This is a genomic window from Ignatzschineria sp. F8392 (assembly GCF_002252045.1).
In the GTDB taxonomy this organism is placed as follows: Bacteria; Pseudomonadota; Gammaproteobacteria; order Cardiobacteriales; family Wohlfahrtiimonadaceae; genus Ignatzschineria.
On record NZ_NEFF01000003.1, the window covers coordinates 151,493 to 176,559 of the forward strand.

25 protein-coding genes and 2 tRNA genes are annotated in these 25,067 nt (G+C 43.8%); 5 read left to right on the forward strand and 22 right to left on the reverse strand.

Going from position 1 to position 25,067, the window contains the following annotated elements:
- Nucleotides 1-42 precede the first annotated feature (42 nt).
- The 8 genes from mraY to B9T19_RS06645 all read right to left on the reverse strand — a co-directional run bounded on the left by mraY (nucleotide 43) and on the right by B9T19_RS06645 (nucleotide 9,531).
- On the reverse strand, nucleotides 43-1,125 hold the full coding sequence (gene mraY / locus B9T19_RS06610; RefSeq protein WP_094567827.1) for a phospho-N-acetylmuramoyl-pentapeptide-transferase: 1,083 nt from the start codon (nucleotides 1,123-1,125) through the stop codon (nucleotides 43-45).
- 268 nt (nucleotides 1,126-1,393) lie between these two features.
- On the reverse strand, nucleotides 1,394-2,755 hold the full coding sequence (gene murF, locus B9T19_RS06615) for a UDP-N-acetylmuramoyl-tripeptide--D-alanyl-D-alanine ligase (RefSeq protein WP_094567828.1): 1,362 nt from the start codon (nucleotides 2,753-2,755) through the stop codon (nucleotides 1,394-1,396).
- Nucleotides 2,742-4,277, reverse strand: a complete 1,536-nt coding sequence (locus B9T19_RS06620; RefSeq protein ID WP_094567830.1) for a UDP-N-acetylmuramoyl-L-alanyl-D-glutamate--2,6-diaminopimelate ligase — start codon at nucleotides 4,275-4,277, stop codon at nucleotides 2,742-2,744. The genes murF and B9T19_RS06620 overlap by 14 nt, the downstream gene beginning before the upstream one ends.
- Nucleotides 4,278-4,363: 86 nt before the next feature.
- Nucleotides 4,364-6,088, reverse strand: a complete 1,725-nt coding sequence (locus B9T19_RS06625; RefSeq protein ID WP_094567831.1) for a penicillin-binding protein 2 — start codon at nucleotides 6,086-6,088, stop codon at nucleotides 4,364-4,366.
- A gap of 291 nt (nucleotides 6,089-6,379) precedes the next feature.
- Nucleotides 6,380-6,700: a cell division protein FtsL gene (locus B9T19_RS06630; RefSeq protein ID WP_094567832.1), complete on the reverse strand. Its 321-nt coding sequence runs from the start codon at nucleotides 6,698-6,700 to the stop codon at nucleotides 6,380-6,382.
- Nucleotides 6,697-7,638: a 16S rRNA (cytosine(1402)-N(4))-methyltransferase RsmH gene (gene rsmH / locus B9T19_RS06635; RefSeq protein WP_094567834.1), complete on the reverse strand. Its 942-nt coding sequence runs from the start codon at nucleotides 7,636-7,638 to the stop codon at nucleotides 6,697-6,699. The genes B9T19_RS06630 and rsmH overlap by 4 nt, the downstream gene beginning before the upstream one ends.
- A 697-nt stretch (nucleotides 7,639-8,335) precedes the next feature.
- Nucleotides 8,336-8,761: a hypothetical protein gene (locus B9T19_RS06640; RefSeq protein WP_143436864.1), complete on the reverse strand. Its 426-nt coding sequence runs from the start codon at nucleotides 8,759-8,761 to the stop codon at nucleotides 8,336-8,338.
- Nucleotides 8,762-8,955: 194 nt separating this feature from the next.
- Entirely contained in the window at nucleotides 8,956-9,531 is a 576-nt protein-coding gene (locus tag B9T19_RS06645) for a pilin (RefSeq protein ID WP_094567837.1), read from the reverse strand.
- A gap of 212 nt (nucleotides 9,532-9,743) precedes the next feature.
- On the opposite strand from B9T19_RS06645, the gene B9T19_RS06650 reads away from it, so the two are divergent.
- Nucleotides 9,744-10,589, forward strand: coding sequence for a M48 family metallopeptidase (locus B9T19_RS06650; RefSeq protein WP_094567839.1), 846 nt, complete (start codon nucleotides 9,744-9,746; stop codon nucleotides 10,587-10,589).
- A gap of 69 nt (nucleotides 10,590-10,658) precedes the next feature.
- Here the strand turns inward: B9T19_RS06650 and B9T19_RS06655 are convergent, their stop codons facing one another.
- The 11 genes from B9T19_RS06655 to B9T19_RS06705 form a co-directional block, all read right to left on the reverse strand.
- The gene (locus tag B9T19_RS06655) at nucleotides 10,659-11,648 is read right to left on the reverse strand and encodes a DNA polymerase III subunit (protein ID WP_094567841.1); all 990 of its coding nucleotides are present in this window, start codon (nucleotides 11,646-11,648) and stop codon (nucleotides 10,659-10,661) included.
- Nucleotides 11,635-12,306, reverse strand: a complete 672-nt coding sequence (tmk, locus tag B9T19_RS06660) for a dTMP kinase (protein ID WP_094567960.1) — start codon at nucleotides 12,304-12,306, stop codon at nucleotides 11,635-11,637. Before tmk ends, B9T19_RS06655 begins: the two co-directional genes overlap by 14 nt.
- Before the next feature lie 50 nt (nucleotides 12,307-12,356).
- Nucleotides 12,357-13,415: an endolytic transglycosylase MltG gene (mltG, locus tag B9T19_RS06665; protein ID WP_094567843.1), complete on the reverse strand. Its 1,059-nt coding sequence runs from the start codon at nucleotides 13,413-13,415 to the stop codon at nucleotides 12,357-12,359.
- 16 nt (nucleotides 13,416-13,431) lie between these two features.
- Nucleotides 13,432-14,673, reverse strand: a complete 1,242-nt coding sequence (gene fabF, locus B9T19_RS06670) for a beta-ketoacyl-ACP synthase II (RefSeq protein ID WP_094567845.1) — start codon at nucleotides 14,671-14,673, stop codon at nucleotides 13,432-13,434.
- A gap of 255 nt (nucleotides 14,674-14,928) precedes the next feature.
- A complete protein-coding gene (gene acpP, locus B9T19_RS06675; protein ID WP_094567847.1) occupies nucleotides 14,929-15,162 on the reverse strand; it encodes an acyl carrier protein in 234 nt (77 codons plus the stop codon).
- A gap of 123 nt (nucleotides 15,163-15,285) precedes the next feature.
- Entirely contained in the window at nucleotides 15,286-16,020 is a 735-nt protein-coding gene (gene fabG / locus B9T19_RS06680; RefSeq protein ID WP_094567849.1) for a 3-oxoacyl-ACP reductase FabG, read from the reverse strand.
- 280 nt (nucleotides 16,021-16,300) lie between these two features.
- On the reverse strand, nucleotides 16,301-17,017 hold the full coding sequence (gene zapD, locus B9T19_RS06685; protein WP_094567850.1) for a cell division protein ZapD: 717 nt from the start codon (nucleotides 17,015-17,017) through the stop codon (nucleotides 16,301-16,303).
- Between the two features lie 206 nt (nucleotides 17,018-17,223).
- A complete protein-coding gene (gene coaE, locus B9T19_RS06690) occupies nucleotides 17,224-17,907 on the reverse strand; it encodes a dephospho-CoA kinase (protein WP_094567852.1) in 684 nt (227 codons plus the stop codon).
- 170 nt (nucleotides 17,908-18,077) lie between these two features.
- Complete coding sequence (locus B9T19_RS06695; protein WP_158214371.1) at nucleotides 18,078-18,761, reverse strand: A24 family peptidase; 684 nt, start codon at nucleotides 18,759-18,761, stop codon at nucleotides 18,078-18,080.
- A 188-nt stretch (nucleotides 18,762-18,949) separates the two neighbouring features.
- A complete protein-coding gene (locus tag B9T19_RS06700; protein WP_094567855.1) occupies nucleotides 18,950-20,008 on the reverse strand; it encodes a type II secretion system F family protein in 1,059 nt (352 codons plus the stop codon).
- Between the two features lie 139 nt (nucleotides 20,009-20,147).
- Nucleotides 20,148-20,232: transfer RNA gene (locus B9T19_RS06705), tRNA-Leu, on the reverse strand.
- A 149-nt stretch (nucleotides 20,233-20,381) separates the two neighbouring features.
- On the opposite strand from B9T19_RS06705, the gene B9T19_RS10620 reads away from it, so the two are divergent.
- On the forward strand, nucleotides 20,382-20,525 hold the full coding sequence (locus B9T19_RS10620; RefSeq protein WP_158214372.1) for a hypothetical protein: 144 nt from the start codon (nucleotides 20,382-20,384) through the stop codon (nucleotides 20,523-20,525).
- 615 nt (nucleotides 20,526-21,140) lie between these two features.
- Here the strand turns inward: B9T19_RS10620 and B9T19_RS06710 are convergent.
- From B9T19_RS06710 to tpiA, 3 genes are all read right to left on the reverse strand, one after another.
- Nucleotides 21,141-21,225, reverse strand: a tRNA-Leu gene (locus B9T19_RS06710).
- A gap of 25 nt (nucleotides 21,226-21,250) precedes the next feature.
- Nucleotides 21,251-21,565 carry a preprotein translocase subunit SecG gene (gene secG / locus B9T19_RS06715; RefSeq protein ID WP_094567856.1) on the reverse strand — a complete coding sequence of 105 codons (315 nt, stop codon included), beginning with the start codon at nucleotides 21,563-21,565 and terminating at the stop codon, nucleotides 21,251-21,253.
- Between the two features lie 26 nt (nucleotides 21,566-21,591).
- The gene (gene tpiA, locus B9T19_RS06720; RefSeq protein WP_094567857.1) at nucleotides 21,592-22,341 is read right to left on the reverse strand and encodes a triose-phosphate isomerase; all 750 of its coding nucleotides are present in this window, start codon (nucleotides 22,339-22,341) and stop codon (nucleotides 21,592-21,594) included.
- A gap of 178 nt (nucleotides 22,342-22,519) precedes the next feature.
- Here tpiA and B9T19_RS06725 point away from each other — a divergent pair, with 178 nt between their 5' ends.
- The 3 genes from B9T19_RS06725 (at nucleotide 22,520) to mreD (ending at nucleotide 25,031) form a co-directional block, all read left to right on the forward strand.
- Nucleotides 22,520-23,572, forward strand: a complete 1,053-nt coding sequence (locus tag B9T19_RS06725; protein ID WP_094567858.1) for a rod shape-determining protein — start codon at nucleotides 22,520-22,522, stop codon at nucleotides 23,570-23,572.
- Nucleotides 23,573-23,695: 123 nt separating this feature from the next.
- Complete coding sequence (gene mreC / locus B9T19_RS06730; protein WP_094567859.1) at nucleotides 23,696-24,553, forward strand: rod shape-determining protein MreC; 858 nt, start codon at nucleotides 23,696-23,698, stop codon at nucleotides 24,551-24,553.
- Nucleotides 24,537-25,031 carry a rod shape-determining protein MreD gene (gene mreD / locus B9T19_RS06735; RefSeq protein WP_094567860.1) on the forward strand — a complete coding sequence of 165 codons (495 nt, stop codon included), beginning with the start codon at nucleotides 24,537-24,539 and terminating at the stop codon, nucleotides 25,029-25,031. The genes mreC and mreD overlap by 17 nt, the downstream gene beginning before the upstream one ends.
- Nucleotides 25,032-25,067 lie beyond the last annotated feature (36 nt).

Here is a 25,067-nt window from a genome sequence, read left to right on the forward strand (position 1 = left end):
AAGAAGTCTTTCAGAAGATTTTAAAGGGCATTGAAGGAGATATTAGCGAAGCTTAATCGAAGCTAAACCGACCAATACTAGGATAAAGGTAAAGATCCAGAATCGGACAATCACGCGCGGCTCCGGCCACCCTTTTAATTCAAAATGGTGATGAATCGGTGCCATTCTAAAGAGACGCTTTTTGCGCAACTTAAAGGATGCAACCTGTAGAATTACAGAAAGTGTCTCCATCACAAAGAGCCCACTCATAATAAAGAAGACAAGCTCTTGACGCACAATAACCGCAATGACTCCTAATACGCCCCCCAATGAGAGCGCGCCCACATCTCCCATAAAGACCTGAGCGGGATAGGTGTTAAACCATAAAAAGCCCAAGCCCGCCCCCACAATCGCAGCACAAATTACTAATACCTCTCCTGCGCCTTCCACATAAGGGAGCGAGAGATAATCTGCAAAGACCATATTGCCGGCAATATAAGCAAAGATCGCTAATGCCCCGCCTACCATAATGGTCGGCATAATCGCTAAGCCATCTAAGCCATCGGTCATATTGACCGCATTACTCGCACCAACAATAACAAGATAGGTAAAAGGGATAAAGAGAATCCCTAAGGGGATCGCTAAATCTTTAAAGTAAGGGATTAAGAGATCGGTATCTGAAGGTGCTTCTGCCGTAAAGTAGAGCGCACATGAGGCAAGTAACCCTGCGGCACTGAGATAGAGATACTTCTCTTTTGCCCGCAATCCTAAGGATTGCTTCTTCACCACTTTACGATAATCATCCAGGAATCCAACTGCACCAAAACTGAGCAACACAAAGAGCACGACCCAGACATCAAAATTGGTCAGATCTGCCCATAAGAGCGTCGAGATCAGAATTCCAAAGATAATGAGGATTCCCCCCATTGTCGGCGTTCCCTGCTTAGAGAGGTGACTCTCCGGGCCATCATTACGGACAAATTGACCGATCTGCTGCTTTTGAAGATAACGAATAAAACTTGGGCCAAAACCGATACTAAAGACAAGCGCCGTCAAGGCCGACATAATTCCGCGCATCGTGATGTATTGAAAAACACGTAGCGGCGACCAGTAATCAGCCAAGAGAGAGAGAAGCGCATACAACATAGTGGTGAATCCTTTAAACGAACTATTCTAATGAAGTAGTGAGTGGAGTGTAACTTGAGTTACTATTTGAGTTACTATTTGAGTTACTATTTGAGTTACTATTTGAGTTACTATTTGAGTTACTATTTGAATTTCTAATTGGGTTTTTAATTGAGTTATTAGTTAGGCTCTTAATTGAATGATTAATTGAGCTCTTAATTGAGTTATCAATCGAAGGATAAGTTCAACTCTTCTAGCATGATTCATGGTTCCATGAGTCATTATGCAATTACTCATCATCGCGATACTCACGCTCCCGGAGAAGCGCTTCATAAAAGTATTGCATATTCATGCTATTAGAACCTTTTAGAAGTATCGTTAAGAGCGTTGAGTCCTCATAAGTTGCAATCGCCTCTTTAAGCGTATCAAGCAATGATTGATGATCGGGAAAACTGATAGCGCCATCGCCAAAACCTTCAACACTTGCCTTAGTCAATTCCCCTAAGGCAAAGAGCTGGCTAAAACCTGCCTCTTTCGCATAGTGGCCACATTCACGATGGATTGCGATCTCCTCTTTTCCTAATTCTCGCATATCCCCTAAAACTAACCAGCGAACGCCGGCATTACAGGCATCAATTCCTGCTTTTAAGGAGTTAGGATTTGCATTGTAGGCATCGTTGACTAGTTGCACATTCTCTTTGAGCTTCACAACTTGTAATCGCCCTTGAACAGCTTCTAAGCGCTCAAGCCCTTTCTGAATCGTGGTGATCGACTCGCCGGCGGCAACTGCAGCGGCAGAGGCGGCTAAGGCATTGAGAATATTGTGGCGTCCTAACAATTTTAATTCGATCTTCCGCTTCTCATTGAGGGGTTTTAACTCTAACTCAAAAGAGCGTCCTTCAATCTGATGCGCCATCACATCGGCGGTCGATTTAATACCAAATGTGAGACTCTTAAAATCGATCACATCTTGTAGCCACTTCTCCGCAAACGCATCATCGGCATTGATAATTGCCGTTCCCTCTTTCGCAAGACCTAAAAAGATCTCCGCCTTTGCTTCAGCAACACCTTCAAGAGAGCCAAATCCCTCCAGATGACAAGCACCGGCGTTATTTAAGATCGCAATATCAGGCTTTACAATCTTTGTTAAATACTCAATCTCATGAGGATGATTCGCCCCCATCTCGATCACGGCATGCGTATGATGTTTATTGAGGCGAAGTAGCATCAATGGACAACCAACATGATTATTGTAGTTGCTCTCCGTTGCTAAAACATCGTGGTTCAGTGAGAGGATCGAGGTGATCATCTCTTTCAGTGTGGTCTTACCATTCGATCCCGTTAAGGCGATCATCGTTCCTTGCCACTCTTTACGCCAAGCTTTGGCAATTTTCCCTAAAGCTTTTTGGCTATCTTTAACAACAATCTGTGCAATCTGTGCGGAGGGGACAAAGCGCTCAACAACGGCACCAATCGCCCCATTGAGTTCAGCGCTCTCTAAATAATCGTGAGCATCAAAGCGATCCCCTTTCCATGCAAAAAAGAGCTCACCCGGCTTGAGTTTACGCGTATCACTTGCGCCTCCAAAGAAGTAGGCATCCTGCCCGATCAGCTCACCATTCATAATTTTAGCGGCATCAGATAGCTTCATACGATAACTCCTCGTTATTCTTCTCTACTTCAGCAAAGTCGGAGAAATAGATCTCTCTATCTCCTAAAATTTGGTAATCTTCATGCCCTTTTCCGGCAATCAGAATAATATCGCCCGGCGCACTTCTCTGAATTGCAGTTGCAATTGCGGCCGCTCGATCTGCTTCAATCAATATATTTTCACTTGTAGGATCGCTCAATCCCGCCTGAATATCCTCAATAATTGCCATCGGCTCTTCGAAGCGAGGATTATCACTCGTGATAATGATCTTATCGGCATGCGCCTCTGCAATCGCCGCCATCAATGGCCGTTTTCCTTTATCACGATTGCCGCCACAACCAAAAACTACAGAGAGCGAACCCTCATCGAGATGATCTCTTAAGGAGATAAGCGCCTGCTTTAACGCATTGGGTTTATGGGCATAATCGACAACTGCAACCGCCCCATTTTTAAGATGGAGCATCTCCATACGCCCTTTTACATGGGTAATATGGGGAATAATCTCCACAACCCACTCAATACGGAGACGAAATGAGAGAAGAACCGCGATCGCTGCTACTAAGTTATAGGCATTAAAAGCGCCATAGAGCGGACTTGCAATCGGGTAAGCCGCGCCCTCAAAGTTGAGCGTAAAGCGCAGCCCTTCCGCATGAAGCTCTAGATTCTCAATATGGAGGTAGCGAGGATCATCAACAGGTTTCGTCCCAAAAGGGAAGAGTCGCACCTCAGGACGTTCCTGCTTTAAGCGCTGATAGAGTGTCGCTCCAAAGGGATCATCGAGATTGATAACACTATTTTTTTGAGGATACTCTAAAAAGAGGCGAGCCTTTGCAGCACCATAAGCCTCTAATGTGCCGTGATAATCGAGGTGATCACGATTGAGATTGGTAAAGACAGTGGTCTCAAAAGTTAATCCCTCTACCCGCTTCTGATCGAGCGCATGTGAGGTAACCTCAAGCGCGATCGGCAAGCGCCCATCGATCAAGACACGAACATTATCATTCTGATCGATCTCTGCGAGAGATTGATAGAGCGCTAAAAGGTCGGGCGTTGTATGGGTATTCTCCTTTAAATTATGGAGAAAGCCGATGCCATTTGTTCCGATTAAACCACAATCGATATTGAGTGCTTCAAACGCTTTCACAATAAATTGGGTCACCGATGTTTTTCCCTCAGTGCCGGTCACACCGATTAGTGCAAGCCGTGCTTGTAACTCTTCGTAGTAGCGAAAGGTGAGAAGACGCATCAATTGATCGACCGATGCCACTTTAAAGGCGGGAATCGTTGTGGGATGAGGGATCGTTCCGTGAGGATCTTCATAAAAAATCGCAGCAACACCGATCGTTTCAAGTGCCGGGAGATAATCGAGGCCGTGACTGCTCTCCCCCTGCTTTGCAAAAAAGAGATCACCCTCTGCGGCATAACGGCTATCCGATGCCAAACCAGCAATCTCAAGGGTTAAGAACTCGGCAGGAATATCCCCGATGATGTTGGTTTCTTCTAAAAGTGCTGCTAATTTCATCCATCACTCCTCTGCTTAAAATTCACTGCTACTTCACTGCTACTTCACTACTATGCAACTGCTAAGATCGCTCTTCACCCCTCGCCCTACTTCGCAATGAGCTTAATATTGGGCTCATCGAGCAATGCATCAGGTTTAGTTCCCATAATTCTTAAGGTGCTGCGCATCACATCACTAAAGATGGGCGCCGCTACTAAACCACCGTAATAACCATCTTTTCGAGGCTCATCAATCATCACTGCCACAACATATTGAGGATCGGAGATCGGTGCGACACCCACAAAGAAGCTACGATGGTGCGTACTACTATATTTACCATTGACGATTTTACGAATCGTTCCCGATTTTCCACCTACTCTAAAGTTAGGTACACGCGCACGCCAACCGCCGGCTCCTTTCGATTTATCTGTTGCGGCTTCCAACATTAAGAGAACCTCGCCTGTAACGCGAGGGCTAAAGACCTCAACCGTTTCAGGATAGTAATCATTCTTCACAATACGAAGGGGTCGATATTGCCCCTCATTACCGAAGACGGTATACATCTGCGCTAATTTTAAGGTATTGACACTGATGCCATAACCATATGCTTTTGTGGCATATTCAAAGGGATCGACTTGCCAACGACGAAGGGGACCGAGTCGCCCCGCCTCTTCACCGGTTAAGCGCAATTGGCTCTTTTGACCGATACCGATTTTGTCATAGATATTGTAGAGAATTGAGGGTTCAAGTGTCTCGGCAATGCGTACAACACCGATGTTACTCGACTTCATCAAGACCGTCGTGACATCCATTGAATCTGAAGAGGAGACATCGCGAATCACATTTTTACCCACGCGATAACCACCACGCCCTGTCTTTACAATCGAATTGGGGCGCCATTTACCAGATTCTAAACCTGCGGCAACGACAAAGGGTTTAATGGTCGACCCCGGCTCAAAGATATCGGTAATGACCCGATTTTTCAGAAGCTCTGCTCGGCGTTCATCTAAACGATTGGGGTTTCCTGCGGGTTGATTCACCATCGCGAGGATATCCCCTGTTCGCATATCAGCAACAATCACTGCGCCGGCAACCGCTTCATGCTTAATCATACCTGTCTTCAATGCGCGATAAGCAGAGATCTGAATACGGCGATCGATCGTCAAGGTGAGATCTTTACTCTCACGGAAATTATCCATATCGATAATCTCCTCGCGCTCGATCACACGCCCTTTCGCATCTTTTAAGATTCGCGTTGTTGTATCATCCCCTTTAAGCCAATCTTGATAGGAGAGTTCTAACCCTTCGATCCCATCATCATCAATATTGGTAAACCCTAAAAGGTGAGAGGTGATCTCCGCATCGGGATAGTAGCGTTTATACTCCACCTGATCGTAGACCCCGGGGATTTTAAGATCCATTAAGACTTGTGCTTCATGGGGAGGAAGTTGACGCTTTAGCCAGTAGAATCGTGATTTTTGACGAGAGAGGATGAGCTGTTTAATCTCCTCTTCGGAGCGCCCTAAAAAGTAGGCCAGCTTAGGAATTTCATGGAGGTTTTGACTTAAGATACTCGGATCGATCCAGATGGAGCGAACCTCAGTTGAGAGTGCAATCGGCTCTCCATTTCGATCATAGATGGTGCCACGAACAGCAGGATTCTTTACATGGCGAACAAAACGATTATCCCCCTGCTCTAAGAGGAAGTCAGTCATATAATATTGAAGATAGAGGGCTCTCGCTACAACGGCAAACGCTATAAGTGTAAAAATCCCTAAGACGAATATTTTCCGCCAATTACGCTTCTTTAGCGATTTCAATACGCTCTTCATTCGTTCTCTTTTACTCGCTTTTTTTATGCTCTATTTTAAGTTGTATCGATCTAGATCTGATGCCTGATGTCTGATGCCTGATGTCTATCGAGTGAGGAGTATTTTTCATAGAGTTTATAATATAATTTATAACAAAAACTCACAATAAAACTCATATTTTAACATCCACAATAGTATATTTACAACAGTAATACCCTACTCACCTATTCACAATGAGATATTTACATTATAAAAAACAGAATAGAAAGACCGGCACACAAAGCGCCGGTAACTTCCTCACTATCATGATACTTATTGTGCATTAACCCCTTTAGGGTCAAGTCCAACATATTTCACATCGGTATTGGTCTCAATCACATAGACAATAGCGCTCTCATCAGGAACTACCATCTTCAACTGCTCTCTTGTCTCGCTATCGAGAAGCGCTTCTGTAATTAACATGCTCTCTTCTAACTGCAAGCGACCATACTCTTCACGTAGCGCGATATTCTCCCGCTCGATCTTATCGATCTCATTCCACAGTCTGTAGCTCTGTTGAATCGTCACTGAACGATAGATGCCCAATGCAACAACCCCAACCATAACTGCAATAATTAACTTATCTACTCTCATAGAACCCTCTCTGCAATCCGCAAGATTGCACTTCTAGAACGCACATTTGCCCGGCACTCTTCATCGCTTGCTTTAATTGGTTTCCCAATCACTTTCAGCGCCGGTTTACCTGTACTAATTAAGACAGGAAGATCTGGATAGAGATCTTTCACTCTCGATTGATCCCGCATAAAGTGTTTTACAATTCGATCCTCAAGGGAGTGGAAGCTAATAACGGCTAACCTTCCCTCATGACCTAATATCTCCACTGATTGGGCTAATGCAGCTTCTAACTGCTCAAGCTCTCCATTAACTGCGATACGGATTGCTTGAAAAACCCGCGTTGCCGGATGAATACGCCCCTCTTTAAAGGGCATTGCATCACTAATAATATTGGCAAGCTGTAATGTTGTTGTGATGGGCGTTTCTGCTCTCTCTCGCTCAATTGCTCGGGCGATTCGATGGGAGAAACGCTCTTCACCATATTTCTTAAAGACTTCGGTCATCTCTTCCACGCTTGTTTGGGCCACCCAAACTTCGGCGCTTAGCTCTGCTTTTTGGTCCATACGCATATCTAAAGGCCCCTCTTTCATAAAGCTAAAACCACGTTCTGCCTCATCAAGTTGGGGGGATGAAACGCCAATATCCATTAAGATACCGTCAACCTCTGAGATTCCGATCGATTCTATAAGCGCCGCTATATTTCCCATCTCTCCGCGTAGAAAACGAAAATTCTCATATTGCGAGAAATGCTCATTGGCATAAGCCTGTGCTGTTAAATCTCTATCGATGCCGATTAACAACCCTTCACTGCTCAGATGTTTTAAGATCTCACGGGAATGTCCTCCGCGCCCAAAAGTAGCATCTACATAGACTCCATTGGGTTTAATATTGAGTGCAGTGATCGACTCTTCTAAAAGAACCGAAATATGTTTATCCGTTGGGTTGCTCACGATCATCCTTATATCTCTATCATTAGAGCAAATATTACACTTTCTATAAAATATTTTCCACTTTTCGCCACTTTTCTCCACTATTTTGTTTTTATGTCAATATTTGTCGGTCTTAATCTGCTCTTTTCCAAATAAAATAGCGCTCTCCACGCAACTTAAGTTCATCTAAAAATAGATATGATTTTGATAATAAAATGCCGGCGATTTGGAATTAATTATTTTCTATCGGCGTGGGATTTGTGGAAGCACGCGATAGTGAGGACCGGCAGCGTTCGGCCTATTTTTATAAATGATTCTTAAGAGAGGTTGTTGAATGGCGGGAGCTGACTATTTCATTCTTTTTACAACTGCATGCCCGCCTACTGGCATCTTTGATGCCTACTGCCGGCGCGGAATTTGTGGAAGCACGCGATAGTGAGGGCCGGCAACCTTCGGCCTATTTTTTATAAATGATTCTTAAGAGAGGCTGTTGAATGGCGGGAGCCGACCATTTCATTCTTTTTACCGGCATATGCCCGCCTATTGGCATCTTTGATGCCTACTGCCGGCGCGGAATTTGTGGAAGCACACGATAGTGAGGACCGGCAGCGTTCAGCCTATTTTTTATAAATGATTCTTAAGAGAGGCTGTTGAATAGCGGGAGCTGACCATTTCATTCTTTTTACCGGGATATGCCCACCTATTAGCATCTTTGACGCCGAATCTATCGACGACATTGTAAAGGGGTGATCGGCATCGGGAGATCTCCTCCACGGCACTCCACATTTCCCCGCGTTAATTGGTCGAGGGAGTTAAATGAGAGCTGTAATGTCCTATTCGGAAGATTGATCAACATTGGAGAGAAAGTTACCTCAAGATAATTTCCCGGATAGATAATAATGTCCGCAATATTGGAGGTACGCTCTGCTAAAAAGGCATTTGAGACAGCAAGAGGCGTTGTCATCTGCTCAATCGTCAAACTCAGCGCGACCTCTGATATTAAGGTCTTCGCCTCCTCTAATGCTTGGTCAATACGACGACGCTCCATAATGTCACGCGCAATAATCGCCACTAAAGCCAAAACAATTAGCCCTAAAATTAGGGTGATCATCCATTCAGGTTTTACTCTACGCAATAGCAATGTCTTCACAATTAACGGCTCTATTATCAAAAATGATCAACACAATAAAAGAGATAACCGATCAAAAATAATCACTATTCTCGATCGGTTGCCAATATCATTTCTCTCAATCCCTACTCTTAAAAGGCGAGCTATTTCTCACCTATTAGGGAGATTTAAGAAGAATTATATCATACCCCTAACGCAATGCCTCAGAGAAGATATTATTGAGGAAGACACTCTTTCGGAAGATGATCTTTCGCAATATTGTCACTCTGACATTGCCAATAAATCGATCCGCCTCTACTCTCTGCCGTTAAGAGCAATTTTGCCGAATCGCCCCCTTCTCGACGAATCTCATCATTGTAAGTAATAGTGATCTGATTCCCATCAAGCGCGATCGATTCCACACTATTCCCTCGATAACTCTCCGCTTTGTCTAATCCTAAGAGATCATGAGCATTCTCTTTTGGCCAATCCCCATTGAGAGCATAGTAGAGCTCAGCCTCTAGTTGAATACCTTTTGCTAAAGTGAGACCTTCTGTAATCTTTGCTCGTTGCAGGTAGTTACTGTAGACCGGAATCGCAATCATACTAATGGTCGCAATTAAAGCTAACACAATTAGAAGCTCCATCAGGGTAAAACCGCCCTCTGCCATCATGCGATCTTCCACCATACAATCTTCTCTCGATCGTCCCTCAATGGTCTGCCTCTCTTCCGGTGAACCCACAATCGCCTCCGCTACAAAAGTCACGCAGGATAAAAACCATTCTCTAAAAAAGTTGATCATCGATCTCATGTAACCTCCTACTATTTTCTAGCGCTTTTCAATAAGATCGCCCCTAAAAGTAGTACAATAGATCCATTTACGGTGAAGGGTAAGATGCCGGAAGAAAAATCTCCCATTGAGCCGATCAACTGCTGATTCTCAGCTCATAGTAGAGATAGCCAACCAAAAAACCAATAGGTCAAAGCATCGAAGAATATAACTTGTTTAGGAGCGTAGAAGCGATGAAGATTAAAACGATATTGAGGCAGATAAGAGCCGTTATTCCCTCTCAGAGCAATCAACAGAAGAAATTATTCTCCATTGTGGCGGCAACATTAATTATCACTGCTTGTGCAAGTAGTACTCACGCAGGATTAACGGGTGTTACGCGCTCACAACTACAATTGATTCCGGCCGCAGAACTCAATGCGCAATCGAAACAGGCTTATCAAGGGATGATTCTTGATGCTAAAAAATCTGGCGCAGTCGATCATAATTCCCGCACGGCACAACGCGTTAAGGGTGTTTTTAAACGATTAGTACCCCATACGCAAAACTTCCGCCCCGATAGTGATCAATTTGAGTGGGAGATCAATGTGATTCGTAGCAATGAGCTCAATGCTTTTGCCATGCCAGGTGGAAAGATGGCGGTCTATAGCGGTATTGTTGAGCAACTCAATCTTACCGATGATGAGATTGCCGCAATTGTAGGGCATGAAATGGCTCATGTCTTGCGAGAACATAGTCGTGAGAAAGCCTCCCAAGCATTAGTCAAAACTTCGGGGATCTCCATTATCGCCTCCGTATTAGGTGTTGGAGAGATTGGCAATGAATTGATGCAACAAGCAGGAGATGTCGCCTTCTCTCTCCCCTTCTCCCGAACGATGGAGAGTGAGGCAGATATTTTAGGATTGGAATTGATGGCGCTTGCCGGCTATGACCCCAATGCGGCGGTCACCCTCTGGCAGAAGATGTTAAATGCCTCCGGCGGTAGTAGTAGCTCTATTCTCTCTACCCATCCATCAGGACCGGAAAGAATCACAACACTAAAATCGCAGATTCCTAAAGTGGCCCATCTAGTTAACTAAGAGAGAAGGAGAGAGAGGGAGAGGGGGAAGAATAGGCGTTACCGGCACCTACAGAAACCGGCAATGAGACTAGCCAAAGAAAGAGACAAACCAAGCCTCTAATGCCCAATCGGTTCGTGTCTGCTCCTCTCGCAATCGATTAATCTCAACTAATTGCTCATATTGCGTTAAACGAAATTGGGGCGAAAGACGCGCAAGATAGAGAAAGAGCGGCTCTAATGTAGGAAAACGCTCTCCCGCGGTGGGATCAAAGGAGTTTCGAAGAAGAAAAAAGAGAAAGCCAAAGGTGAGCGCTTCTGTCTCAAGAAGAAGCGTTAACTCTCGGCTTGGGAGCGTCTCGCCTAATAGTAATCGCTCGAGACTCTCTTGCAACGGCTGTAGCTTCTCAATATAGCCCTGTTGTAGATAGTTGAGCGCTAAAAAAGGCGCATCAAAGGTCACCGCTAAGAGCAACCGTAAATGCTCCTCTTTTAGGGAGTAATGCCCTGTAATCTGCTTCTGTAGATAGCTGAGAGAATCCTCCTCTGAAGGGGACTCTACAAAATAGAATTGGCACCGACTTCGAACGGTGATCGGTAACTTCTCCGGCTCACTACTCTCTAAGAGAAAGAGCAGATCGTGAGGCGGCTCTTCAAGCACCTTTAAAAGACTATTAGCGGCATTCAGATTCATTCGATCCGCCTGCTTAATCACCACTACTTTCCGACCGGTCTCCGGCGTGAGTTGCGCAAAATGGTGAATTTTACGAATATCATCCACCTTAATTTCACTCTCGCCTGCGATGATATAGAGATCGGGATGAAACGCCGATTGCAGCCAGCGACAACTTTGACACACGCCACAAGCATGCCCATCCTGAGGATTCTGACATAAAATCCGATTAACAAGCGCATCCACCAGATACCGTTTACCGACGCCGGACTTTCCATAGATCAAGAGCGCATGGGGTGGATAAGGGCTTTCGATTCGCTGCATTAAATCGAGATAACCTGCCTGAAGCCAAGGGATCTCTTTAAAGCGTATTAAGTCCATCATCTCTTTTTGTTCATCTTTCATCATCTCCTCCTCGTGCTTGATAAGCGGGGAGACTCTCAATCTTTTTCAAGATCGCATCGGTAACCTGATCGATCGGCGCCATTGCATCAATAACGCAAAACTGCGTAGGTCTTGCTTGAGAGAGTGCCTCAAATCCGGCAGATACCTTCTCAAAAAAATGAATATTTTCCGCCTCAAAGCGATCCTTCTTGCCACGAGATTGAACGCGCTTCATCCCCTCAACTACAGGAAGATTGAACCAAAAGGTACAATCAGGGCGAAGATCCCCTTGTACAAGTTGTTCTAAGGCCTCAATATCGCTCAAGGGGAGACCACGCGCATAACCTTGATAGGCATAACTCGATTCGGTAAAGCGATCACAGAGAACCCATTTTCCTGCCTTCATCGCCGGCAATATCACCTTTGCAATATGCTCTGCTCGCGCTGCAAACATTAAGAGCAATTCTGTCATCTGGGACATCTCCTTTGTGAGGAGTAACTCTCTGACCGACTCACCTAGAGGCGTACCTCCTGGCTCTCGTGTTGTGACAACATCGATTCCCTGCGCCTCTAAAAATGCTTTTACATATGCAATCTGCGTACTTTTTCCGGCACCTTCAGTTCCTTCAAATGTAATAAAAGAACCCCGAACGGGGCTCTTATTCTGAAGGGAGTTTTGTATAGATGACTTCACTTCCGGTCTCTCTGCTACTTTCTCTTGCTTGATCACTACTATTTCCCTCTCATTCGATCGCGATACTGCTTGACCGCTCGATTATGCTGATCTAATGTCTCTGAAAAGAGATGTTCACCAGAACCATCCCCCTTTGCGACAAAGTAGAGCGTCTTACCCGGTTTTGGATTTGCCGCCGCATAGATCGCCTCTCGACTTGGCATCGCAATTGGCGTAGGGGGAAGCCCATCACGAGTATAAGTATTGTAAGGGGTATCACGTTGAAGATCGCTCTTATAGATTACACCACGATATTGATCCCCTAAACCATAGATAACGGTCGGATCAGTCTGTAGACGCATCCCCTTCTGGAGTCGCCGCACAAAAACACCGGCAATCTCTGGTCTTTCACTGGCAACTCCCGTCTCCTTCTCCACAATAGAAGCTAGCGTTAAGAGCTCCCCCTTATTTTTAATAGGGAGATTCGGCTGACGCGTCGCCCAAGCCTTATCGACCACCTCATTCATCGCCGCGTAACTACGCTTCAAGAGTTCAGCATCACTATAATTTTTAGGAAACAGATAGGTATCGGGGAGAAAATAGCCTTCATAAGGTTTTCCCTCTAAACCGATCGCTGCCATCACCTCTTCATTACTTAAACCCTTTAAGGTCTGATTGAGATGGGGGGATTTCTCCAAAGCTTGCCGTAGCTGAGAGAAGTTCCACCCCTCAATAATGGTAAAGTTATATTGCAAGACACGACCACTGGTAATAATTGAGAGAAGTTCAAGAGGATACATCTCCGGTAAGAGCGCATATTCCCCGACCTTCAACTTACTCGCATCACCGGTAAATCGGGCATACCATTTAAAGTAGAGAGCATTGCGAATAATATTTTTACTACGCAATATCCCAACAACATCATCAATCGTCATCCCCGGCTTAATCTCAAGAACGATCCCATCTTCCGGCAAATTCACAGGGGTCTGCAAAAAGTCCTCTAGATCTTTAGAGACAACAAAGAAGCCGCCTAGCAAAATAATTAAGAAGATAATAACGCTTACTTTCGATAGAAGATAACGAAAAAAGGTCTGAATAACTCTACCCAATAATCTCAAAAGAAAACCTCTTCACTTAATCTATTTTTTTAAAGATCAGGCTACCATTTGTCCCGCCAAAGCCAAATGAGTTAGAGAGAACGACCTTCAACTCTGCCGGCTCTGCCTTATTGGCAATGATACGATACTCTGCCACTTCTGGCTCGGGATTATCTAGATTGATCGTAGGAGGAATGATTTGATCTCTCATTGCAAGAATGGAGAAGATCGCCTCGATCCCACCGGCAGCACCTAAAAGATGACCTGTCATCGATTTAGTTGAACTGATCGCAACATCTTTTGCCGCATCACCAAAACTGTTTTTGATCGCTTTGAGCTCCATCAGATCGCCGACAGGGGTTGAGGTTCCATGAGCATTGATATAATCGATCTCAGATGGATCAATTCCAGCATCTTTAATCGCTGCATTCATACAGAGTGATGCACCTTCACCATCGGGAGAGGGGCTTGTAATATGGTATGCATCTGAACTCATTCCAAAACCGATCAACTCACAGTAGATATGTGCGCCTCGGGCTTTAGCATGCTCATACTCTTCTAAAACGATCACACCGGCACCATCCCCTAATAGAAAACCATCACGATCCACATCCCATGGGCGAGATGCTTTTTCCGGGGCGTCATTACGACGGGAGAGTGCTCTAGCTGCAGCAAATCCTGCAACTCCTAATGGCGTTGTTGCCATCTCCGCACCACCTGCTAACATCACATCCGCATCCCCATGCTCGATTAAACGCGCCGCAAGACCGATCGAATGTGTTGCAGAAGCACAAGCAGTAACTGCCGCAATATTAGGTCCTTTCAATCCCGTCAAGATCGAGATCTGTCCTGATACCATATTCACGATCGACCCAGGTACAAAAAAAGGGCTCACCTTATTGGGCCCACGATCGATTAATGTTGAGTGATTCTCTTCAATTCCTGGCAATCCACCGATACCTGATCCAATTAAAGCACCAACACGCTCTGCATTCTCTTCTGTAATTTCAAGTCCAGAATCTGCTAAAGCATCTAAGCCAGCAGCAATACCATACTGAATAAAGAGATTAAGTCTTCGCGCATCTCTAGGAGAGATATATTTCGATATATCGAAATCTTTTACAGGGGCAGAAAATGTTACAGGGGAATTACTCACATCAAAATGGGTAATCGGTGCCGCTCCACTCTTCCCTGCTAAAATATTTTTCCAAGACTCTTCATAACTATTTCCTACAGGCGTTACTGCTCCTAGCCCTGTAACAACCACTCGTCGTTTCATTTAAAGCCCCCTTGTCTGTCAGCTTTATCTATATCCATCAAGTAAATCGGTATTATCTGTCAATAATCTACAGTTGAAAGTTTTACAATTAAAATTTCTACAATTAAAAATTCTACACTGAAAAACTATCGATAAAAAAAAGCGACTGTATAGAGCTTAATATAAGTCCTAAACAGTCGCTTCTATTTACATATGCATTTGAGCAGAGGCTTGTTTCCTAACATCTACCCAAAATCACATTCTGTAAATCAACTACTATAGGTTAGCATTTACGTAGTCGATAGCCTGCTGAACTGTAGTAATTTTTTCTGCTTCTTCGTCTGGAATATCGCAGTCAAACTCTTCTTCAAGAGCCATTACTAACTCAACAGTATCAAGAGAATCTGCACCTAAATCGTCTACGAAAGATGCTGAATTCACAACTTGCTCTTCTTTAGCATCAAGTTGTTCCATAATTACTTTTTTGACTCGTGCTTCGATGTCGCTCATAACTTTAAATCCTTAAATTATTATAACAAAATGGCTCGTGCCAATTCTGTACTAAAAAAACGACTGTTGAATTAACAGTTCACCAAAATTAATACAATGGCAATTATAACTAATAAAAAATCATTAGTCCATCAACATACCACCATTAACATTGATGGTTTCGCCTGTAATATAGGCAGCAAGATCGGAAGCTAAAAAGGTGACCGCCGCTGCAATCTCTTCAGGTTCCCCAAGTCTACCAGCGGGAATATTGGCTAAAAGAGACTCTTTAACAGACTCTGGTAAATCTTTAGTCATATCGGTATCGATAAAGCCTGGCGCCACGCAATTGACTGTAATTCCACGTGATCCTACCTCTTTTGCCATCGATTTTGTAAAACCAATCACACCTGCTTTTGCCGCCGCATAATTCGTTTGACCGGCATTACCTGTAATACCAACAACAGAGCTGATGTTAATAATTCGACCATATCTCGCCTTCATCATCGGACGAAGAAGCGCTTTTGAGAGTGCATAGACACTTGTTAGATTGGTTAAAATAACATCATTCCACTCATCATCTTTCATTCGCATTAAGAGTTGATCGCGGGTGATGCCGGCATTATTCACCAAAATTGCAGGAGATCCCTTCTTTTCAGTAATTGCTTTTAAAACTGACTCAATGCTCTCTTGATCTGTAACATTGAGTACTAATCCTTCACCTGAATCTCCTAAATAGGTGGAGATTGTTTCAGCCCCTTTCTCTGATGTTGCCGTACCAAAGACATAAGCGCCTTCACGGGCAAGACTTTCGGCAATCGCCTTTCCAATACCGCGCGTTGCGCCGGTGACTAATGCAATCTTTCCATCTAAACTCATAAATACCTCATTAAAATAAAGGAATTAACGACTCAACCACTCCTCTTTTAAGCGATTGAACATAAAATCATAAAATTCTATCCGGTCTACCTGATCTTACCTAATCCTACTTGATCTTCCTGATCTCTCTGGTATCAAAAGCTATCCAACATAAATGATGAACGATAAACAATAAACGCTCATATACCATCAACATCTTAGATCACCCCGAACAATCAATCTCTAATAATCAACCTCTAATAACGCTCAAAATAGACTTAAATAGACTTAACGCAATAGGTTAAGCACCACAAATTTCCACCTTCAAGGTAATATCTGTATCCACTTGACGAGGAGGCTCCCAAGGTGTTGATTGCGCCACTAATCGAATACTCAATTGATGACGGTTCCCACTAAATTCTGGAAAGAAATCATAACCATCGGTATTGAGGCGCAGTAGCCCTGCCTTCCACTTCACCGATCGATAGTAGAAGCCATGCTTAAAGACACACTCCTCTTCAATCATCTTGCTACGAAGATGCTTTAAGACAAAACGGACGGCATGCATCACATTGTCGATTACAGACATCCATTGATAAAAGTGCTGTTTCCGTAGCTCGAAGGGCATATTGAGCCAATTATGCAATACAGGAAGATCAAATGCACAGATCCCACCAACAATGACAAATCGTTGGCGCAATGTATTGAGGAAGACATTCTCCTTAACATCATCATAAGCACGAAATGATTGCCGGCTTAAGATATTCTTGAGCTCTACAGCTTCAAGCTGATCATCCCCTTCAAGCTTATTCATAGAGATCATCTGATCGAGCTGTTTGATCAACTCAATTTTTGTATCATTTTTAGAGACCAGCGTGACGAGATCTAACAATGCGCGAACGGCAGCGATAGTACTATATTCTGAATCATGCTCAATATAGACCACTGCCTGCTCTGCTAACATCTCGATTCTTAAAAAGCGTCTGATACCTTCTGTTAATGGAAACTCGTAAATCATTCTGATCCTTATCTATTATTTCACTATCTCGCTCTGGAATATTGCTAATAACCCTCACCGCATCAACTCCCACCAGCTCTCATTTTGACCACTTTTAAGCAGTTACATGATCTGCCATTGCGCTATTGCATCATTGCATGAATGCATCATTCAACTACTTAACTGTATAACTGTATAACTGTATAACTGTATAAATTATTACCCTTTCAAGTTAGAGCTACAGGCTCTCGATAGTACAGGTGAAGTTTATCAAGTTGCCGTTCCACAAACTGGTTGTTTTCATTGATGATAATATGATTACCTAGCTTTCGTCGATCTAAACGGGAGATTTGCGCATTAATAATCTTCTCCGCTAAATCTTTATCAATACTATCACGAGCCATTAAGCGCTGTAACTGTAATTGATAAGGAACCTCAATTACTAACACATCATCACACAACTCTAAATAGGGGGAATTTTGGTCAATCACAGGGACAACCACCACAATGTAGGGCGCATGGTGAGATTGATTGATCTGCTCCTCAACTGCACTACGAATACGCCCATGCAAAATAGCCTCTAACTGTTGCTTCGCTTTTTCATCATTGAAGATCAACTCACGCATCTTTGGGCGATCAAGCTCACCCTTCGCGGTAAAGAGCTGATCACCAAAAGTATCCCTAATCTCGGCAAGCGCTGCTCGACCACGAACATTACTGCTTTGCGTCAACTGCCGGGAGATCTGATCGGTATCGATAATTATCGCCCCTTTTGAAGCAAGATAGTCGGAGACAAAGGTTTTACCACTTGCAATTCCTCCGGTCAAAAGCAGACGCCTTGCTCTTTGAGCCAAATCTCCCTGCTCATCACCTTGATCTACTCTCGCTTTATCATCTAACGCTTCGCCCATCTTCTCCCCCTGCGATATTACACCACAACGCTCCACATATTCACTACATTACAAAACTATGCAATAATCCATACACAGTAGCGCTCATCACGCCCATCTCTTACCATTTTTATACAACCCAATAAGAGAATGCACGCCAATTGATGCGATCAATCCTCTCTCTTTTTCGTTCAATTGCCGAAAATTTGTAGGTTAAAGTAGAGAATTATACCTGAAAAACCTAATGCCGGCGCAAAGGGTATCACTTTATCCCCCAAATTTTTGGCGATTTTCACCTCTAACGCTCGCTTTAAACTCCCCTCTAATTTCTCAGCTCGCCTCTGCAATAGAATGCCTTTTAGAGTGATAAAGAATCCATATCCCAATCCTAATAGCGCACTTAATAGCAGAAGTTGCGATAAATTTTGTACCCCAACCCAGGCTAAAAGTGCTGCAAAGAGTTTAATATCTCCCCGCCCCATAATCTCCCTTCTCACAAAAAGTACCCCACTCCAGTAACAGACCTCAAAGAGAAGATATCCACCCATAACGCCTAAAAGAGCAGATTCGAGCGCAACAGGCCCTAACTGCAAAAGAGAGAGGAGAATACCGCACCATAGTAGCGGATAGAGAAGCGGATCAGGGATGAGATAGTAGCGCAGGTCAAAGAGGATCAACGGCATCAAAAGGAGAAGAAAGAGGCGGTCCTGCCACTGAAGTTGATAATTGAAGAGAAGAGATAAGCTCAGCGAAAGAAGGAGTTGTAGAGAGAATAAAAATAGAAAAAATCGCAGAAAAAGCCTTAAGAGAGTACCAAAAGAGAGTATCTCTTCCCCTCTTTTATAAGATGGAGAGAAAAGTAATGACAAAAGCATTGAAAACGTTCCCTGCTGAAAAAGGAACAAGTGCCGATTACTCAGATTCCGAGGCAAATGACGATTAAAATGCAAATTATAGATCCCTTTACGAATCCACCAAAGCCAAGCGTAGAGAAACAGAATCCCTAACGCAACCAATGCCGACAAGAGTAACTCTTTTACCATCATTTTCTACCATTTTAACTTTAGAGCGCAGCACCAATATTGAAAAGGGGTAGATAGAGTGCTATCAAAATAACTCCCACAAGCGTCCCGATCAATAGCAAAGAGAGGGGATCGATCAGCGCAATCAATCCTTCGATACGCCCTTTAAGTCGCGCGCTATGATAATCAGCAATCCGCCTCATAATGATCTCTAACTCCCCACTCACCTCACCAATCGAGATCATGGTTAATGCAACATCACTCATCAATCCACTCTTCATAGCGCTTTGATGGAGAGAGTTTCCGGCGCTTAGACCCACAATCATCGCTTCTAACCTCTCTTTTTGGTAACAATTCTCCACACTATTTGCAAAAAGCTTCATCGCATTAACTAGCGTGACACCACTTTGCAACATCAAATGGAGTACAACTGCACAACGAACAATCAACCCTTCCTGTAGAATTGAGCCTAAAAAGGGGATCTCTAAAACCATTCGATCAAAAGCGTATCGAAAGCGTCCCTGGGCATGATAGAGACGAACAATACCCCAAAAAAGGATTAAGAGTAATGTGATCCCATAGAGCAATTGGGGAGAGAAGAGAAAGTGGGAGAAATCGATCACCTTTTGTGTCAATAGAGGGAGCGGCTCACCACTTGCGCGATAGATCGACTCAAATGTGGGAACAATTGCCGTCAGAATAAAGAGAAGAACCCCTAAAGCGACAATAAAAACCGTTAGAGGATAGCGTAATGCTTTACGAATCATCATGCCTCTCTCCCTCTCAGTCCGCTCTAACGATTCAAGATAATGAAAAATAGCCGGCAACTGTCCTGACTGTTCACCAACACGGATTAGAGCAAGATAGAGATGTGAGAAGCTTTTGGGAGCTTTTGCCAAAACGGTAGAGAGTGCTCGCCCTGCCATCACGCTCTTTTCCAGCTCTTGAAAGAGAAACTGCAATCGTCGGCGCTGGCTATAGTTTGCCAGTAGTTGTAATGCTTTCGTTAAAGAAATTCCGGCATCTAGAAGCAGTGCCATCTGTTCGGTAAAGAAATGTCGCTCCTGCCAGCGCAGCTCCAATCGCTCTAAAGTTTGCATATCTTACCCCCTATCATTCCAAGCAAGCATCGTTAAGCTTAGTGAAGTGGAGAAATTTTCGGGAAGCGATAAGGTGAGGTACTGATAAATAACAGACAAGAAAAAAGCTCTAGTATCTCTACTAGAGCTTCTCTTTGTATGGTACCGACGCCCAGATTTGAACTGGGACGCAGTTACGCACTACCACCTCAAGGTAGCGTGTCTACCAATTCCACCACGCCGGCATTGCTCAATCAACTTTTTTAACTGCTTGCTGAATTGAGGAAAACAATATTACAACCCTTCCAACAAGAAAACAAGTATGTGAGAAAAAATAGTGCAAAATATCGCTATATTAAGATAACTCTATATTAAGGTAACAAGAGCTGTTGAGATGCCGGATCTTACTCCTGCACGCTTTCATCAATCACGTGCCGGCAGTGGGCATCAAAGATACCAAACCGCGGCATGCACCAGTAAAAAGAATGCAATGGTCGGCTCCCGCCATTCAACAGCCTCTCTTAAGAATCACTTATAAAAAAATAGGCTGAACGTTGCCGGTCCTCACTATCGCGTACTTCCGGAAATTGCGCGCCGGCAGTAGGCATTAAAGATGCCAAACTGCGGGCATGCAGTGGTGAAAAGAGTGCAATAGTTGGTTCCCGCCGCTCAATGAATCTTCTTAAGAATCATTCATCAAAAAACAGGCTGAACGCTGCCGATCCTCACTATCGCATATTTCCATCAATCTCGCGCCGGCAGAGGGCAATCTCAATTACCGGCAAATATTTGTTAGATAGAAAATATTCCCGGCACCATCGATGCCGAATGGTGGGCATACACTAGTTAAAAGAATGAAATAGTAAACTCCCACCACTCCACAGATTTTCTTATTTGTTGAAACAACATAGGCAGATGAGTTGCCGGTAATTAGCGATACTTTATCATCGGCAATGAAAGCGCCGATTGGCGGGCATGCAGTGGTGAAAAGAGTGCAATAGTTGGTTCCCGCCGCTCAATGAATCTTCTTAAGAATCATTCATCAAAAAATAAGCTGAACATTGCCGGTTCTTACTAAAAATATATTCAACAAAATGTATTTAATAGAAAAATAAAAAAATCCTAGATAGCTTTCACTATCTAGGATCTCTGTTGGTACCGACGCCCAGATTTGAACTGGGACGCTGTTAGGCACTACCACCTCAAGGTAGCGTGTCTACCAATTCCACCACGCCGGCATAACTTTTAAAATCTGCTGCAGAGTTACTTCGTTACAGGCTCACTGCCACCAATCACAGGAACTTCCTGAATTGGGAGTGAATCGATCACACTACTGCTAGCGCTAATCTTACCTGAATTAAACATCATTACAAGACTTGTAATGAAAAAAAGCGCAACCATCCACTTCGTAAGACGTGCGAGAAAGTTCGCTTTCCCCGCCGCACCGAACACCGTACCTGATGCGCCCTGTCCGAAAGAAGCACCTATATTCGCGCCCTTACCTTGCTGTACAAGTACTAATGCAATAATAATAAGACATACTACAACATGAAGAACATAAATTAGATTTTCAAGCATCTTTCTTACTCTACCTTATCCTAAAATTAGGCTAAAACAATCTTTGCAAACTCTTTAGCTTTCAACGATGCGCCTCCAACGAGAGCCCCATCAATATTCTCTTGTGCAAAGAGTGATTCTACATTTGATGCATTCACGCTACCGCCATAAACCACTCTTACAAGGTTCGATATTTTATCATCGTAACTTTTTAAAGTACAGAGAATAAAATTATGAACACTCTCCGCCTCTTCTGGCGTCGCTGTTTTACCTGTACCAATTGCCCAAACAGGTTCATATGCAACAATTGCTTCTTTAAAAGCTTCAATGCCAATAGCATCGATAACAGAGGTTAACTGCTGCTTAATCACCGCTTCTGTTCTGCCCGACTCACGCTCTTCTAACGTTTCACCAACACAGATAACAGGAATCAGACCTGCATCAACAACTGCTTTCATCTTCTTGGCAACATCTGCATCTGTTTCGCCATAGAGCGTTCTCCGCTCTGAATGACCAATTAAGACATAACGGCAACCAAAATCTTCAACCATCGCAAGAGAGATCTCTCCTGTAAAAGCCCCTTTTGCTTCTGCCGAAACATTCTGAACACCTACTTTAATATTACTGCCTTCAGTAATAGAAGCGACCTGCTGAATATAGATCGCAGGGGGGAATACCACCACTTCCGCATCAGCATCTTTCACAAGCTCCATCAGCTCATTGAGAAGCTCACGATTCTCCGCAAGTGATCCATTCATCTTCCAGTTACCGGCAACAAACTGCTTTTTACGATCCATCTAATTCTCCTTCAAGACTCGATAACAATAAAAATTTTCTAAATATTTTAATCATCTGGCGCCATTAATTGCTATAATCGTACCTTATTTTCTAGGAGCCTGCCTACTTTATAAAAGATTCATAGAAGATTGATAGGTAGGTTAATAAAGTCAACCGAATTCACATTGAGTATTAATTATGATCCCAAAACGTTTGAAGGCTTTTTTTTCCAGAGATCTCTCCATCGATCTTGGTACGGCAAACACTCTGATTTATATGCGCGGTCAAGGGATCGTGTTAAATGAACCTTCTGTTGTCGCCATTGAGCGCGATCTTAAAACGGGTCGTCCGCGTCTCTCAGCGGTAGGTCAAGAGGCAAAATTAATGCTTGGTAGAACGCCTGATACGATCGAAACAACACGCCCCCTTAAAGATGGGGTTATTGCCGACCTTCCTAAAACAGAGATTATGCTGGAGAATTTTATCAACCAAGTTCTCAAACGCAATATTCTCTTAGGTCGCCCTAATCCTCGCGTAATCGTCTGTGTTCCATCCGGCGCAACCCATGTTGAACGTCGCGCCATTAAGGAAGCAGCTGAAAGTGCCGGAGCGCTTGAAGCACGCCTCATTCCAGAACCGATGGCAGCCGCATTGGGCGCCGGCATTCCTGTGCATGAAGCGACGGGATCGATGGTTCTCGATATTGGTGGGGGAACCTCTGAAGTTGCCGTCATTTCCCTAACAGGAATTGTTTACGCTAACTCAGTTCGTATCGGTGGAGATACGTTTGATGAGGCAATTATCAACTATGTTCGCCGCAACTATGGGATGTTGATTGGTGAGCCGACAGCAGAACGAATCAAAAAAGATATTGGAACGGCATTCCCCACTGCTGAGGTTCTTGAAACACAAGTGCGTGGACGTAATTTAAGTGAGGGCTTACCGCGTACCTTCTCTCTCACCTCGAATGAGATCTTAGAAGCCTTAATGGAACCGCTACAAGGAATTGTAAGTGCCGTACAATTAGCACTTGAATCAACACCTCCTGAACTTGCCGCTGATATCTCTGAAAGAGGCATCGTCATTACCGGTGGTGGCGCACTACTTCGTAATATTGATCAATTGATCTCTGAAGAGACCGGATTAGATGCACTTATTGCTGATGATCCTTTAACCTGTGTTGTTCGTGGTGGTGGAAAAGCACTCGAACTTCAAGGGGTCTATGGCTATAACGCCTTTGGCTTAGAGTAGAATTTAATAAGCGATAAAACCCCTATCTTGAATCACTTCTCGGTAGGGGTTTCTCTATCATCCCGCCTTCATCGGCACCTCACCTTTTACCATTTTTTTGCAAAGTAGACGGGCTAATATTTTATGGATAAGCAAGATAAAGGGCAGGAACAATTTGAGTTCCAAAGCTTTGGCCTTAAAGGAAAGACGATTCTTTTCTGCTTGCTCTCGATCGCGCTGATGTTTCTCGATCATCGAACGAGCTATCTTCGCCTCCCTAAATATTATCTAGAAGAGATTATTCATCCTCTCTCACTTATTGCAGAAGCCCCCTATCGCGGTATTGAGCGGCTCAAACAGTGGTATACCGAAAAAGAGGAGCTTCTACAAAGAATCGCAACATTAGAAGAGAAAGAGCTCTATCTTGCTTACGAAACGCAACAGATGGCGGCATTAACCGCCGAAAATAGACGTCTTCGCCTACTACTACAATCCTCCTCAAAGCTTGATCACTCCACCATTATTGCGCAACTGATCAATATTAACTCCGACCCCTATCGCCATATTGTGCTTCTCAATCGCGGCGCGAATCAAGGTGTAGAGGAGAATCTTCCCGTCTTAAATAATCTTGGAATTGTTGGGCAGACGGTCTCTGTCTCCCCCTCTTCGAGCAAAGTGATTCTCATTACTGATCCTCACCACTCACTTCCGGTTGAGGTCAATCGTAATGGCATTCGAGGAATTGCTAATGGAAATGGAAAGCTCAATGAGATTGAGATCTCCAATATCGCTTTTGATGATGATGTAAAGGTGGGCGATCTTCTAGTGACATCAGGGTTAGATGAACGCTTTCCGCAAGGCTACCCTGTTGCTGTCATTAAGACAATTACCGTCGACTCGACAGGATACTTTGCTAAAATTATCGCAACCCCCACTGCAAAATTAGATCGGATTCGTGAGGTCTTAATCTTAACGCCGGGAGAGTATGATGACCTTCCTTAAACGATTGATTATTATTTTAATCACTTTTGGTATCTCGATCGTATTAGATACCATCTCAATGCCCAATTTTTTTGAGGCGATTCGTCCTAACTGGACCACAATGACAATGCTCTTTTGGGCGGTCAAACTCCGAAAACACTTTGGTGTTGGTTCAGCATGGCTAATGGGGCTGCTACTCGATATCTCTAAATCCTTTGTCTGGGGTTTACATGGTTTTACCTTTGCCCTGCTCTGTTATATTGTGAAGCGCTACTATCCTCGAATAAGGTCCTTTACATTGCCGGAGCAGACAATTCTTATCCCCTTTCTTTTTGCTGCCCAATCACTCATTACAATCTGGGTGAATGGTATTTTAGGCAACTCAACCCCTAGTTTTACCCACTGGGTCATGCCCATTGTCGTCTCAAGTCTCTTCTGGCCTATTCTTAATATTCTTCTCAATGAGATCTGTGAAGTTTTTGGTATTAACGATAAGTAAAAACAGAATATTCTACAGAATATCTGAGAAAAAATA